At 40.3% G+C, this 13,642-nt stretch carries 13 protein-coding genes and 1 pseudogene; 9 read left to right on the top strand and 5 right to left on the bottom strand.

From position 1 onward, the window contains the following. Nucleotides 1-11: 11 nt before the first annotated feature. Together LC586_RS15655 and LC586_RS15650 are read left to right on the top strand one after the other, a co-directional pair. Nucleotides 12-2,555 (top strand): CHAT domain-containing protein, encoded by a 2,544-nt coding sequence (locus LC586_RS15655; protein ID WP_229485699.1) that lies wholly within the window; start codon nt 12-14, stop codon nt 2,553-2,555. A 27-nt stretch (nt 2,556-2,582) separates the two neighbouring features. Further along, entirely contained in the window at nt 2,583-2,897 is a 315-nt protein-coding gene (locus LC586_RS15650) for a hypothetical protein (protein ID WP_229485698.1), read from the top strand. 522 nt (nt 2,898-3,419) lie between these two features. On the opposite strand, the gene LC586_RS15645 is transcribed toward LC586_RS15650, so the two are convergent. The 3 genes from LC586_RS15645 to LC586_RS15635 form a co-directional block, all read right to left on the bottom strand. Further along, on the bottom strand, nt 3,420-3,713 hold the full coding sequence (locus tag LC586_RS15645; protein ID WP_229485697.1) for a hypothetical protein: 294 nt from the start codon (nt 3,711-3,713) through the stop codon (nt 3,420-3,422). Nucleotides 3,714-4,051: 338 nt separating this feature from the next. Next, nucleotides 4,052-4,432, bottom strand: a complete 381-nt coding sequence (locus tag LC586_RS15640; RefSeq protein WP_229485696.1) for a plasmid mobilization protein — start codon at nt 4,430-4,432, stop codon at nt 4,052-4,054. Between the two features lie 448 nt (nt 4,433-4,880). Then, nucleotides 4,881-5,456: a TetR/AcrR family transcriptional regulator gene (locus tag LC586_RS15635; protein WP_229485695.1), complete on the bottom strand. Its 576-nt coding sequence runs from the start codon at nt 5,454-5,456 to the stop codon at nt 4,881-4,883. A gap of 100 nt (nt 5,457-5,556) precedes the next feature. Between LC586_RS15635 and LC586_RS15630 the strand changes: the two genes are divergently transcribed. From LC586_RS15630 to LC586_RS15615, 5 genes are all read left to right on the top strand, one after another. Then, the gene (locus tag LC586_RS15630) at nt 5,557-6,129 is read left to right on the top strand and encodes a carboxymuconolactone decarboxylase family protein (RefSeq protein WP_229485694.1); all 573 of its coding nucleotides are present in this window, start codon (nt 5,557-5,559) and stop codon (nt 6,127-6,129) included. A 417-nt stretch (nt 6,130-6,546) separates the two neighbouring features. Then, entirely contained in the window at nt 6,547-6,675 is a 129-nt protein-coding gene (locus tag LC586_RS40655; RefSeq protein WP_267921681.1) for a hypothetical protein, read from the top strand. Between the two features lie 101 nt (nt 6,676-6,776). Continuing rightward, a complete protein-coding gene (locus tag LC586_RS15625) occupies nt 6,777-8,012 on the top strand; it encodes a ParM/StbA family protein (protein ID WP_229485693.1) in 1,236 nt (411 codons plus the stop codon). Between the two features lie 683 nt (nt 8,013-8,695). Further along, complete coding sequence (locus LC586_RS15620; protein ID WP_073642451.1) at nt 8,696-9,499, top strand: ParA family protein; 804 nt, start codon at nt 8,696-8,698, stop codon at nt 9,497-9,499. A 3-nt stretch (nt 9,500-9,502) separates the two neighbouring features. After that, nucleotides 9,503-10,654: a ParB/RepB/Spo0J family partition protein gene (locus LC586_RS15615; protein WP_229485692.1), complete on the top strand. Its 1,152-nt coding sequence runs from the start codon at nt 9,503-9,505 to the stop codon at nt 10,652-10,654. 368 nt (nt 10,655-11,022) lie between these two features. Here LC586_RS15615 and LC586_RS15610 read toward each other — a convergent pair whose 3' ends face one another. Continuing rightward, the gene (locus tag LC586_RS15610; protein ID WP_229485691.1) at nt 11,023-11,244 is read right to left on the bottom strand and encodes a hypothetical protein; all 222 of its coding nucleotides are present in this window, start codon (nt 11,242-11,244) and stop codon (nt 11,023-11,025) included. 695 nt (nt 11,245-11,939) lie between these two features. Between LC586_RS15610 and LC586_RS15605 the strand changes: the two genes are divergently transcribed. Together LC586_RS15605 and LC586_RS15600 are read left to right on the top strand one after the other, a co-directional pair. Continuing rightward, entirely contained in the window at nt 11,940-12,899 is a 960-nt protein-coding gene (locus LC586_RS15605; protein WP_229485690.1) for a ParM/StbA family protein, read from the top strand. A 10-nt stretch (nt 12,900-12,909) separates the two neighbouring features. Next, nucleotides 12,910-13,200 carry a hypothetical protein gene (locus LC586_RS15600; RefSeq protein WP_229485689.1) on the top strand — a complete coding sequence of 97 codons (291 nt, stop codon included), beginning with the start codon at nt 12,910-12,912 and terminating at the stop codon, nt 13,198-13,200. A gap of 230 nt (nt 13,201-13,430) precedes the next feature. Here the strand turns inward: LC586_RS15600 and LC586_RS15595 are convergent. Next, nucleotides 13,431-13,642 (bottom strand): annotated as a pseudogene (locus tag LC586_RS15595) (hypothetical protein); the annotation flags it as partial.

Genomic DNA, 13,642 nt, shown 5'->3' with positions numbered 1-13,642 from the left:
AGTACTATCCTATGCAGTACTCAAACGTGGACAGTAGCACTTGGTATGGTAAGGATCGTTACAATGGACAGGTTTATTTTGTTCCTACAACGAGTTGGCAGTTAGCGATTTGGGCAATCATACGAAGTACTCGTCTTGTTGCAGTTGAAAATCCCGAAAGACTTGATTTAGCAACTTTTACTCAATTTTATAATGTCCGCAATCATTCGCCTATCCTTTGGTACACGCCTCAAGGAGCACTTGGAGATGAGATCTATGATTTTCTTCATCGGTTGCCTGAACTAGGGCGTGTTATCCTATTGTGCGAAGAAGAAGGTAGCGGTTTCCCAAAACTTGATCGGAGAAATATACAGGCTCTACTTGATGAAAGATGGGAATCGCAACAAGTACCCAGTTTTTTAGGGAAACAGGATAAATGTGAGAAATCTAGTTCAATGTTGCCCGAAACTGTGTTTTTTCAACTACTCGAAAACTCTGTCCCAACTTATTTCTCAAAAGAATACTATGAGCAGATAGACTTTTGCCTGGATCTGCACCATAGACTAGACAAAAAGTCAGTGCATGATAAGCAATTATCCTTGCCTCTGCCAAAAATTTTAATTCTTGTATCTTCTACACCCTATCTCGCCTGTACAGTTGCCCCCCTTGCTGCTTATGTACAAGCTACGCTCCTATATTTTAATCCGCAACGTGCAAATCGCGAGCAATTTCTTACAGAGCTGGTTAATGTTGTCCTTGAACAAGATACTTTAGATGAAATTTGGTTGGTTGGCAATGCAACTCAAGTTAAAGATGAATTAGAAAATAAAATTCAACAGGAAATCATCAAACGACAGCGATTTGTTCGGATAATTACAGTTAGATCAATTGGCGGCACTGATCATTTTACAGTATCTGAGCAATCAGCAATTTTGCTGCTTACTTATCGCTATTTTGACTGGATCTTGCTGCAAACACTTAAACACGATAAAAAACGCGAATTCTTCTTTGAGTTTTTGGCTTCTACTTCAATGCATAACCTGCATTGTTACTGTAATCGAGTGTTGGATTTAGCAGATCAATTACAGTATGAAAATTTCGATGCCCTTAAAGATGTACATCATCTATACTGGTCTCTCTCTGTTGAAGAGCGTCGGCAATTTATTAAGTGTTTTCAAGATACATATTCAAACTTACCGATTGTTTCTAACAGCTTAGCCGTAATAGCAGACTATATTCCTGAGGAACCTGTACCTTATCATGTGCTAGATGCTGCTGCATATGCTGCTCGAAGGTCGGTTCCTCTGCTGTTACTGCAATCCCTTCCTGCAGAAACTAACTACTATGTCAGTTCCTTAATTGACAAAATTGATGAGCAGTTGGTTAACATAACAGATCTGCAAGTTAAGCACAATAGCCTAGCCAAAGAACGGGATGATTTGCGGTACAAGCTAGCACCTATAGAAAGTAATAGTTTACTTCAAACTGAAAATGGACAGGGAACGCAATTGGTTGAACTTGAAATAAAGGACATTGAGAAGAAATGGCGGACTTTAGAGACATCGATAGAGCATTTGATTGCTCAGGAAAAAGCTCTGCGTGAAACTTTGCAAAACAATCTTTATAAAACAGGAGAAGTTCTGTATGAAAGCTTGGTTCCGTTAGCCGTACGTAAAGTGCTAAGTCAACTCTGTCCAACATTCTTGGCTGCATTCATTCAAGACCCTAGTTTGCCAATTGAGCTTATTCGTGAACCTGATAGTTCTTTACAGAATTCCGCAAATGGCTTTTGGAGTTTGAAATATGCGATTGGGCATATCTCTAGTGTCAACCCGTATGAAACAAATTTGATCAACAATATTTCTTTCTTTACACCTCGGAAAAGAATTAGAGACTCAGTGCAGGTACTGCTTTGCTCTAATCCAACTCGTGACCTTTACTTTAGTAGCCAAGAGGCACAGAAAATTGAGTACCTTCTAAAAACTCAGGTAACTAAAATTGGTGAGGCTCAGTCCATCCAATTAAATGGCTTGACGGACAAACAATCCGAACATCCAAGTATTCGGCATTTACGCTACGCAGTCCATGCATCTGATTTGCCGACCCGAGAAAATTTTGTGTCGGAATTACGCAAAGGATTCGATATTGTTCATTACAGTGGGCACGCTTTTTTTGACAACGTTCTGCCAGGGCGGAGTGGGTTAATCCTAAGCGAGGGAAGTATTTTAACGGCTGCAGATATACGTTTTATCCTAGATCTCAACAGCAATCCGATAATTTACACTAATGCTTGCTCAGCTGGACGGATTAAAAGTGTATCATCTCGCTTTATGGGACTAGCCTCAGCATTTATTCGTGCAGGAGCATCTTGCTATATCAGTGCTCTTTGGAGTGTAGACGATTTGGATGCATCAGATCTTGCAGCAGAATTTTACCAAGCTTTACTGAGTGGCCATCATTCAGTTGGAGAATCTCTTCGATTAGCAAAACAGGCACAAGTTACACTAGGATCAGTTACTTGGGCATCACTAGTGCTTTATGGCGATCCCACTGTATCCATTTTCCAACCTGATTGATAAATTGGCTAATTTGAGGTTTCACTAATGACAGATATAGAACTTTATGTCTGGTTTGTTGCTGGTATTCTGCTCAGTACACTAGTTCCTGTTGCTGTAAAGTGGATTAAGGAAGTGTCAGATACTACAAGTCACGGATTTGGCGACCAGCTTGCAAAGGTCTGGCATTTCGCAAAACCTTACTTCCGAGCAATGTTAGGCAGTATGGTTTTAGGTTTGCTAATCCTAGCGCTCTACAGATCTGGACAAGGTGGACAGGCAGGAATTAAGCATTGGGCGACTGCCTTAATCTATGGATACAGTTGGGATTCAACAGTGCAAAAAATCTCATTGACTAAATAATCCTGATGGACTAAACACAAATCGGGGTCATCGTGGTCGGGTAGCAGGACTATATCGCTATAGGCAGGACTGTGCTGTCCTTTAAATCATAATGTGGGAAAAATTTTGGCTCTTCAGTACCTGTTATGCTAAACAATTAAATTTAAAGATAAAAATATGTAATTAACTGTATCAAAATGTTGTTGTAACCCTTGCTGTACTTGACATAGAAAGAATATTTCTTGTTCTCTGTAGAGAGAACAAGAATTATTTTTATACATTTACAGTCATGGTGAAGAAAAGAGCAATAAAAATTCTCACAGAGATTTTGGATTTACAAAGATGTAAAAGTTATATCGCAACGCATCCATAATGGAATCGGTATTATTTTAGAAACTGAATCAATTAACCAAGATGGGTGGAAGCTGATATGGTGTTTTGCGATCGCGATTTATTCATTAATACTTGTTGCGTAAAGAAACGCAGACTGTCAATCTGACTTTTCACGGGAAGTCTTCAAGCCTCGAAAAAACGTGACTTTTTCTACAGCCTAATTGTCAATAGCTTTAAGTTAATGAAAATAGCTAACGGAAAAATCAGGGTTTGGAAAACCCTCAAAATGGCCTTTTCCACATGCCGTGAAAAGTCAGGACTGTCAATCTGCTCAATTTCGTTTCTTGTTAATCGAGTTGGTATCTCTTCGTACCAGTTTCCCTGACTATAGCAGGTTTGCATCACAGGAGTATTATCCCCATGACGGTAAACAATCAGAATATTGGTATCTAAACTCGCACTCAATTCCCGTCCTTTGATACGGATATTATTGGTAACAAGCATATAGTCAGTGATTGTAGAAGGCAGATGTTGGAGGTTAGAAGGGAGAAGGTTAGGAAAAGGGGGAGTAGGGGAAGATTGCTCTTGCAGGATTTGTTGAGCAGTGGATAGACGGTTTTCTTCTGAAATATCCTGTTGTGGGTGCTGTTCCTTCAGATGCGGCTGTACTTTTTTCTTAACCTTATTTGCTTCCGACGTGGATTTATCTTCTTAGTATCGACAATCCCAGCATCATCTTTCCCCAAGACATACTTGAGCGTGTCGAGAAAATTGGGTTTTTTATAGATGACGGGAATCAAATTGAAGGAGTTGAAAGTGGGGGATATAGAACCTGTAATGCCTTATTTATCTTGGCTTGAGGGTGATTTATCTAGAACGTCTAGGTTAAATGCAGCTGCGATAGTCTGATCTACGAGTGCGATCGCATTATTGACAGTATCCAAAATTTGCTGGTTGTTTGTTTCCTTTGCTAAGTGAGATAACATCATCAGTTCGCTTTTGAGGTTTCCAGCAGTAGCGCGGATAGTTATCAAGTCGGCAGATGGTTTTGCCATTAGTACCCGCCTTAACCCACAGGAACGTAAATATTCAGATGCAGTTACCCCTGTGGCGATCGCTTTTTCCTCAATGGTAGTTTTCTCTTGCTCAAAGAGGTATACCTTGATAGATTTGGTTCGCTTTATGGGGTTACTTACCATACCTTCTGCGGGACTGAGTGGCATAGTTAGAGACTGCACTGAGGGACTTGGGGATAACCGGAAATCTGACAACAGTGTGTGGTTTTAATTGCGGACAATATCGCTGCTATTTTTGGTATAAACTATACTGCATTTAGATGCCGACAGTGAAAGTACTGTAACTATTGTGATATAAATACCATGAGGTTAATATCTTGTGCTTCATCTTGTAACTGACACTGAAGCCCTAAACCTTATTGTTAATTCTGCAATTGCTGGGATGTAGGGATTATATGGCTATGTCGCCAGCGTGCGAACCGACAGGTCGGCGCTTCTGGAGCAGACGCTCCGCGAACGCTATCGCGGGTGCTGTTGAGGGAGTATAAGTTATGGTACAAGGGACTTGTTGGAATAAAGCATCGAACCCAAGATTCGCGCACGAGTCAGGCAAAGGTTTTTAGCCTACATAATTTCTTTCATGTAAGTGCCGATGTCAATTTTCTATATTCGCATCAATCAAAACTGAGAGCGCACTTTGAGCAAACGTTGCTCCGTTGGCTGACTGTTCGATTGTTGCCATTAAGCTGGCTCCTCCAATCAGCAGAAGGTACTGTTGTGAAAAGAATTCTGGATTTTTGACACCAGCCTCAGCTGCCAAGCGCACAATAATTTGTCGAATCGACTCTCGTAAGTCTACTGAAACTTGATGTGCTTTATGAGAAGCATCGGCAATTTCTAAAACAGCATTGATGAATGGACAACCGCGAAAATTAGGACTTGAGTACCACTCACGCAACACATCAAACGTTGCTAGTAAGCGTTCTTTGGGTGTAATGCCTCGCTCTGACACCGCATCTTCAAACCAGCGTAACCACTGAACAGCGCGATATTTCATCACTTCCTCGATTAACAGGTCTTTAGACGGAAACCAACGGTAAAGTGTGCGTTTAGCAACACCTGATACTGCAATGACTTCATTAATGCCGACATGCTGAATTCCCTTCTGATAAAAGAGTTCAGAAGCCGTTTCTAGGATTTTTTGTCGAGCGTGGCTTGATTGGGCAGTCATAGTTGGATGAGTAGACAATATTGTCTCCTTTGAAATACAATAGCACCAACTTTAAGTAGACAAGCTTGTCTACTTAAGCGCATATTTAAGGCAACAACCGATGGAATTTACTATTCATACGATTGATACCGCACCTCAAGACTCTAAAGCGGCATTAGTTCACGCACAACAAACGTTTGGGTTTATTCCAAATTTAGAGGGAGTTTTCGCCCAAGCACCTGCATTACTTAAAGGTTCGATGGCACTATGGGATTTGTTTGCTACGACAAGTTTCAGCCCAATTGAACAGCAAATCATTTATTTAACAGTGAATTATGAACATGAGTGTCACTACTGCATGGCAGCCCATTCCGGCTTGGCAAAGATGATGGGTATGAAGAGTGAAGATATTCAAGCGTTACGTGATGGCATCCCACTCCAAGATCCAAAATTACAAGCACTACGTCATTTTACACAACGAATGATTCAAGCACGGGGTTGGGTTGAAGATAGTGAAATTGAGGAATTTTTAGCAGCTGGTTATGGTAAACAGCAAGTCCTAGAAGTCATTCTGGGCATAGCAATTAAAGTGATGCACAACTACACAAATCACATTGCTAGAACGCCCCTTGATAAACCATTTCAGCCATACATTTGGTCAAAGCCTTTGGTCGAGGGCATCAACAGTATTTGACCGAACTGGAAAGGCGATCGCATTCTAGTTTTAGAGGTGCGATCGCCTAGAATAATCACTTCATATATCTCATCTGTAAAAGCTGCGATCAAAAATTTGACAGCAAAGCAAATATGTAATTGACCCGATCTGACATACCTTGTTATCGTACAAGACTGCACAATAACAATACTTTTTACTGGGGTAATTGCGGGGATGGTTGAGGTAATACGGGGTGTGATGATGACAATCGCATTGTTTGAATTACAGGCAAAAAGCTAATTTCGTTTAATAATTCAACTTTTAGTTGATACAGAATTTGGGTGTGATTGGGGTAATTTAGTCATGATTTAGGAGGTGATTTGACAGTGGATATTAAAGCAGTTTTTAGTACATTAGTGTACTTAGAATCTACGGTTTGGATTTGGTATTAGTGCTATGGAGTTACTTCAATTAGCCCCGTGGCAGTTTGCAGTGGACTCTCTACTCAATGGAGTTGGTATGAATGCTGTAGCGCCATCGAAGAACATCGCCGTAATAGTTTTTCTCTACGCACTTTGTATGTAAAAAAGCTGTTAAACCCTGTAAAGAAAGTGTTTTACACCACAGTATTTTTCCCATTTCGGTTAAATTGGGAACGATAGTAAAAGGTAATAAAAGATAAAGATATGCCCAAAACTAAGGAGAAAACAGACGTAAAAAAGGTAGTAATTACGATTGACATGGGTGCAAGTAAAACCAAGGCGATCGTTCAGGAGTATCCAGAGGGAAAGCCTGTTGTTTTACTTTTCGACTCAGAAGTAGCGGACATTGCTAAAGCTTCGATTGAGAGCATTCAACAAGAAGGTAATCCTGAATCTCGTACTTGGGTAGGAATAGGTGATGAGTACTGCGCCTTGGGAGAGCTTGCCCGTCGTCGGTTTGGGGGTATATCGCAGCTGAAGGAGCTAAAGTACGAACTAGCAGTCCCTAAAATTTGTGGTGCATTTTGGCTGGCTAAGGAGAAGTTGAACTTGGGTAATGATGTTGCAGCTTACTTGAGCATTCTGCTACCGCCCGGTGAAGTGCAAGACAAAGAACAGTTACAAGTTCGGTTGAAGGATGCGTTTCGAGGATTTGATACACCAGCAGGTAAGATGCGGGTAAAAATGCTTCGTTATGATGCAGCTTCTGAGGGTAGTGGGATATTTTTTCACCGTAGGCGAACGCTTGGCAATAATATGCCTGCTTCTATGTATGTGATGCTTGGTTATCGCAACGCAAGTATTTTCACCTTTCGCAGTGGTTCAATTGGTGCGGGAATAACCAGCAATTTTGGTATGTCTTGGCTGGTGAATAATTTTACTTCCAAGACATCGGGATTAAGCCCTGATAATCCCAATATTATCGAGGTGTTGGTAGAAGCTGGAGTTAATTGTGACTCCCAGGTGATGCAGAAACTCTCACGCAAGCGCAAAAGTGATGAAATTCAACTTGATGGCGAGTCGATGTCCAAGGCTTTATTGCTTGCTAGAGATGAATATTGGCGTGCGATCGTCAGGTGGTTACGCTCGAAGATGGATGAGGATATTGAAGAACTGGTGTTTTGCGGAGGGACTGCGGATTACATTCGTCCAGAAATAGATGCTTACTTCCAGAAAGAAGGAATTAAGGTATTTTGGCACGGTAATATTTTTATACCTGATGAGATATCTTCCGGTATTGGCAATCGTATGGCGGATGTCTGGGCACTCTACCAGTATATGATTATTCAGTTTGATGAGTTGACTGGTTATACCCGCTCTGAGGTTGTACTGCTAACTAAATCCGCTGAAGGTAGTACAGATGAAGAAATTAAACCTAAGTATAATTTTACGCCTTGTGAGCGACCTAGTACCTTTATTGCCGTGAACGAGAATGTTTGATTAGCTCAGAAAAAGTAGTGTAGTTGCAGTCCTTGTAACTACACTTCTGGAATGCTTTTTACGTAATTTCTCAATAACCACTGCAAGAATGAGCCGATTACTCGTGGTTAGGTGAGAATAGCTAGTTTTAGGGGGATTGAAAATACTTCCTTGTTGGCAGCGCCCCTTTCTCTAATAACATCAGGTAGATCGAGAATATTGTTATCCCGCTTCAATCGAGTACACTTTGAACAAAGACTGTTGTTCAGCGTAGAATCTTCATGGCAGAGTGGTCATATTGTGTCAACAGAAGATTTTTCTTCTCAAGAATCTCAAAAAAGTTGCATTAATAGCTGCTGATGGACACAGCTTTAAAGGTTGAAATCACACTAAAATTATGCTGTTGGTTTTTATACTCAATAACCAACTTGCACAAAGGCAATAATGCTTTCCTACGGAACTGTTTGATTTAGCAAGTGCTAAGTGAATATCTCTTTGACGGTGTATATTTCTTTTTGTGTAAAATTCCACAATAGGCAATTTGTGTAGCTAGGTCGATGATTACTTGCAATAAATATCTGTTTTGATAGCAATCCTTGTTAGAAAAATGATATAACATTATCTCAAAATTCTTCGCCCAAACTGATATAACGTTATCTCATGACTGGAGTCGGAAATATAGTAATCAAAAAAGAGAAAAAATTATGCCTGCCAATTTGACCCTTTCGATTGAGACAAATGCTGGAGGAGTGGCGAAAAGTACTATTTCATACAATCTTGCGTATGAATTGGGTGTTCGTGGCTATTCAGTGGCACTATTAGACATCGATCCTAACGAATCATTGACATTATTTTGCGGATTAGGAGAATTTAAAACTCAGGGAACAATGGCTAATGTTTACCATCCAGATTTCAATGGGAACTGGCCTTTAGTTACAGCTTGGCAAGGTAAGATTGACAAAATTCAAGTTTGTAAAGGCGGAAAAGAATTACACGAAACAATTCGGGAAGTTTCAAAGGATCTGCGTGGAGCTTATACTCTTGCAGATCGGTTGAGTGATTACCCCTTATCTCACGATTTTGTAATTATCGATTGTCCTGCAACATTGGAGCCTTTACCACTGACTGCTCTTGCAGCTTCTAGCCACGTGTTAATTCCCATTCAACCTGAATACAAGGCTTCTCAAAGTGCTGCGGCGATGATTGAGTGGTACTATTTCAACTGCAAGCGGTTGAGATTGAAACCGACTCCGAAAATATTAGGTATAGTTCCTACTCGTTGGAAAAGTGATTGGGGAGCGCATAGAAGTATTGTTGAGGAACTTCCCCTAGTCTGTAAGAATTTGGGAATTCAGTATTTTAGCCCAATTCGAGAATCAGCTGATATTCTTAATGCTTCTGGTAGAGGGCTACCTCTGGGAATTTACAGACCGGGTAAAGAGGCAAGAGGAGATTTTATGCCAATTGTTGATGCACTAGTTCAAGAACTTAAGCTAATAAGAGGTTAATCGATGACAAAATTAAACAAACCGAGTGTACTTGGAATGTTTGCTTCTGCTGCTGATTCACAACAGATATTTGAGCTTGAAGAACGAGTAGAAGATTTACAGGCAGAGATTACAAGATTAAAAGATGAACAAGCACAGGGAAAGCTTGCTGAAGAAGAACGTACACTCCTCAATCAAACTATTGAAGACTTACGAGAACATTTGAAAGCATCTGGAATTTTTAAAATTCACTATAGTGAAGTAAGACCCAATCCGAAACAAGCAAGGCAAACATTTACTTCGGATAGTATTCGGAGTATGGCTGTTTCAATTAGAGAGTCAGGGCAACAACAGCCGATTATTTTACTACCGGGAAATCTCATTTTTGATGGAGAACGGAGATGGAGATCCGTTGCAGAAGAGTTACAGCCAGAAATTGAAACACTGGATGCAGTGATGCTTCTAAAAGAACTTTCTGAAGAGGAATTACATACACGCACTTTATTAACTAGTCTTCACAGAGAAGGCTTGAATGAGCTAGATTTAGCCGAAGGTTTAATTCAACAGGCTAAGTTAGCTTTGGAATTTGAACAGGAAGAAGTAGTTAGAGCGCTTAGGAGAGCAATAGCTAGATTAAACGCAAAAAAACTGTTGCCCCAATTAACTGAATTGGTTATTTTAACTAGAAAAGAGCAGTCAGAAGGCATTAAAGAATTTAATTTGGACGAAATAGAACAAAGTATTCTTCTGTTGTTACTACGTTTTCAACAAAATCCAGCATCAGTAGATGCAAATGTCTTTCCTTGTTTACGGCTTTCAGAAGACTTAAAAATTGCGATTAGACAATCAGGACTTGGTGCAAACCATGCCCGATCACTCCAAAAACTAAATTCTAAAAATTTAAAAGTTGAAGAAACTAAAGCTCTTAAAATCCGACAAGATGCTACATCACAAGTTTTGCAAGAAAGGCTAACAGTCGCTCAAACTCGTTTTATAGTTGCCCAAACTATTGCTGAACATGCTCCTGAAACAAAACCTAAACCAAGTCACCAAATCAGTTCTCTAATTCGAGATGTCTCAGCAACTAAGGTCGAAGATATCCAGCAAGAGCAACTGAGAGATTTATTGGCTGTATTAGAAGCTAAGGCAAAAGAGATTCGGAAAAAGTTAGACTAATACTATCTCACTATCTCGTCCGACTTAGTTTACTGAACCGGAGATGTCTATGTAATGTAATCTATGAGTGCCTATCTAAACTACCCAAATGGCTTTCGCCTGAATCCCGCAGAGGAAAACTAGAATTATCAGCCGAATGGCTTCAGCATGTGAGATTTCTAGACTGCAACAAAGCAGTGAGCCAAATTCTATTTGAGTGCTGGTATTGCCAAGAGGGGATACTTTGTGAGTTTACGGGTGAGCCTGTAGTTGGAAAATATATACAATGGACGATCTTCAATCATCCAAGTTAAAGTTCAATGCCCCAACTCTGAGCAAACTGCTATTAGAGTGAGTGCGGAAGAAGTGTTTTCTACAACAGCGATTCTTTATAAAACCAAACCTATTGCTCCCTCTTCAATCAGATCCAGAAATTCCAGGTTACTCCAGCGACATTTTTTAGCTACCGCAACCACTAATCGGAGGTTGGCGGTAATCATTTTTTGTTTAGCCAGTTGACCAAGCTTTTGAATTTGGGTTAACTGTGCTTCTGTTTTATTTACCTCGGCAGCTAGTTCAGCCCTAGTTGGGGACCGCTCTAGTCGTTGCACTTGAGAATTGTTTTGCTTATCAAGTTTTGCATTGACCTTACAAGTCTTGTGTAGATAATCTTTTACTCTGGCAATAGCCTCGGAAAGCGACCAATTTCTCGTAGATAAATTATAGCTGTATGAGAGCTAGGGCTAGACATCTTGCGGGAAGCTAATTTAATAACAAAAACATTGACAGTAGAGTATAAATCAAACAGTCAACCATTTTAGAGGGTGTAGGGAACCAACGTTTTGAAACGCGGGATTGAAGCAAGGACGCTTTGTATTTCGCGCTATGCGTCTCGGAATAAATATTTTTTTAAGTGGGCTTAGATCCACAACTAAAGTTTTTTATTCCTTCTTCTCTATTTTTTTGTAAGTTAATTTCTACTGCGTTCATAGAAAAGATTTCAAAAATTCTGATGGGGGCTGTATGGGAGCTATGTGTACCCCAAAAATAGATTAGGACTTCAATGAGGATTTGACACCTACATGGGGGCTTTATAGGGGCTTTATGGGGTACATTTAGGTGTTTGATATTTTGTACCCCACTTAGCCCCCAAAGGGTATGATAAGCTCTTGAGGTTAGAGAGGGGAGGGGCAGAGTTCTGGGGAAAGACTCATAGCAAGTTATTCTTCTCTCCCCTGCTTTCCTGCTCCCCTAGATAATCTGAACAGATAACTTTCACAAATCAAAACGTATTGACTTGATCCCTATGTCAAACATTCACGCCTTGCAAAAAATTTTTCCTGCTGGCTTTGATAACGGTTACGGAAGCCTAAAACTTTTAGTCGATGGCTTTGAAGTTGTTCGTGTTCCCAGCTATATAACCAATGCCGAGATGGAAGATGTACCCGGACGGGTAGTTTTTAACGGTAGTGCTTACACTGTCGGGGAATCAGCTTTCCGTACAGGTTATCATTTTGACCGGAACACGGATAACAATGAAAACAAAGTCAATAATGCGTTGTTGACTTTGTTCGGTGCATTGGCACATCTGCCACACCGTAAGGCTTGGCACTTAAAATTAGTCGTCAGCTTACATGATGTTGGTCTGGCTGAAGAATTGCAAAAAGTACTAAATGGAGAATATCAGCCGATACTTGCTGGCAAACAATCAGAGGTGAAAGTAGAAGTGCTGAAAGTTGTGCTAGAGGGGATGGGTGCATTATTTGGGCATCAACTACCGAAAAAATTAACCATTTTAGACTTTGGTAATGGTACGACTCTGTATTCTCGTTACAACCAGGGGAAACGAGAAGTTCACACTGCCTATCCCATCGGTGTAGAAGTTCTCATCGATGATATCTCCCAAAAAATGAAACATCTAAATGGGGGAAAAATCGGGGATGCATCCAAGATTCGATTTTGTCTGGAAATGGGACATACCAAGTACAGCCGTGACATCGATATCAAAGATATATACAGTGCTTGTTTGAAAGATTGGTATGAAAAATACTTGAAGAAAGTGGTGAATTTGACACTTGATGCCAAGCACCAAGGGGATGAAATCTGGGCGATTGGTGGAGGGTGTCTGTTACCAGGATTTAAGAAGCTCTTAGAGAAGAACGGTTTCAAAATTCTGGATAATCCGGTAGAAGCTAATGTTTTTGGGCTTCTAGAAATGGCAAAAACCATTACGAGCAAGAATTCACCAAACACATCTGGGAAGTAAAGTTATAACAATGACAGATAAACAAGACTTAGCTCCGGTAAAAATTCGGCTCAAAGATAACTACCGAGAACGTATATTTGCAGAGTCCCAACAACTAGGTAAAAGTTACCTGGAGACGCTTTACTTTATTATTGATTGCTATTTTGTTTTCATAAAGGCTGGATTAGCTACACAAAAAGTAGCTTTTACGCCGATTAATACTGAGTCAAACCAACTTATTCAGCCGAATCTCCAGCCATCTCCAGACCCAAAACCAGAAGATCCTGATGGCGAAACATTCAGTCTTGATTTTGAATTGTAACCGTCAGATGAAGTTGGCAATAGTAATTCCCAACCCGTGGGGTAATTATGTCAAAAAAGTTTGAAATCTAGCTTTTGTGCAAGTCATATAGTATTTATGTACTATATAAGATGAGTTGGTGTCGGCTATCTTACCAAACAGTGGATTTTTATTCCGGATTTCTGTAAAAAAAATAATGCCAGTACCAACAAGTAAGCCTGTATGTACTAGCATTATTCAGTTAAGTGGATCTAGAAGGGAGGTTCTTGGTCTAGGTCTTCATCTGTCGAAGTAACGTTATCTTCGAGTAGTTCTTTGGCAAAATCGGGAGTTTCTGGCGAGTGAGGGGTTTTACTAACCTGGGTGAGTTCGTTGATGGGTTGTGCTGACATAAAGTTTCTGATTACGAATGTGGCAATCTTTTCTTTGTAATCACCCCTGTTATCAACTAGCAAATCGAGAT

Source organism: Nostoc favosum CHAB5714, from assembly GCF_020829495.1.
Lineage (GTDB): Bacteria > Cyanobacteriota > Cyanobacteriia > Cyanobacteriales > Nostocaceae > Nostoc > Nostoc favosum.
The sequence above is the reverse complement of the archived record's forward strand: the minus strand, read 5'-3'. Positions and strand labels throughout refer to the sequence as shown.

What these genes read in the sequence shown, in the direction of transcription:
- LC586_RS15655 (WP_229485699.1), top strand. Translation starts at nt 12, where the DNA reads ATGCAGTACTCAAACGTGGACAGTAGCACTTGGTATGGTAAGGATCGT.
- LC586_RS15650 (WP_229485698.1), top strand. Translation starts at nt 2,583, where the DNA reads ATGACAGATATAGAACTTTATGTCTGGTTTGTTGCTGGTATTCTGCTC.
- LC586_RS15645 (WP_229485697.1), bottom strand. Translation starts at nt 3,713, where the DNA reads ATGCTTGTTACCAATAATATCCGTATCAAAGGACGGGAATTGAGTGCG.
- LC586_RS15640 (WP_229485696.1), bottom strand. Translation starts at nt 4,432, where the DNA reads ATGCCACTCAGTCCCGCAGAAGGTATGGTAAGTAACCCCATAAAGCGA.
- LC586_RS15635 (WP_229485695.1), bottom strand. Translation starts at nt 5,456, where the DNA reads ATGACTGCCCAATCAAGCCACGCTCGACAAAAAATCCTAGAAACGGCT.
- LC586_RS15630 (WP_229485694.1), top strand. Translation starts at nt 5,557, where the DNA reads ATGGAATTTACTATTCATACGATTGATACCGCACCTCAAGACTCTAAA.
- LC586_RS40655 (WP_267921681.1), top strand. Translation starts at nt 6,547, where the DNA reads ATGGAGTTACTTCAATTAGCCCCGTGGCAGTTTGCAGTGGACTCTCTA.
- LC586_RS15625 (WP_229485693.1), top strand. Translation starts at nt 6,777, where the DNA reads ATGCCCAAAACTAAGGAGAAAACAGACGTAAAAAAGGTAGTAATTACG.
- LC586_RS15620 (WP_073642451.1), top strand. Translation starts at nt 8,696, where the DNA reads ATGCCTGCCAATTTGACCCTTTCGATTGAGACAAATGCTGGAGGAGTG.
- LC586_RS15615 (WP_229485692.1), top strand. Translation starts at nt 9,503, where the DNA reads ATGACAAAATTAAACAAACCGAGTGTACTTGGAATGTTTGCTTCTGCT.
- LC586_RS15605 (WP_229485690.1), top strand. Translation starts at nt 11,940, where the DNA reads ATGTCAAACATTCACGCCTTGCAAAAAATTTTTCCTGCTGGCTTTGAT.
- LC586_RS15600 (WP_229485689.1), top strand. Translation starts at nt 12,910, where the DNA reads ATGACAGATAAACAAGACTTAGCTCCGGTAAAAATTCGGCTCAAAGAT.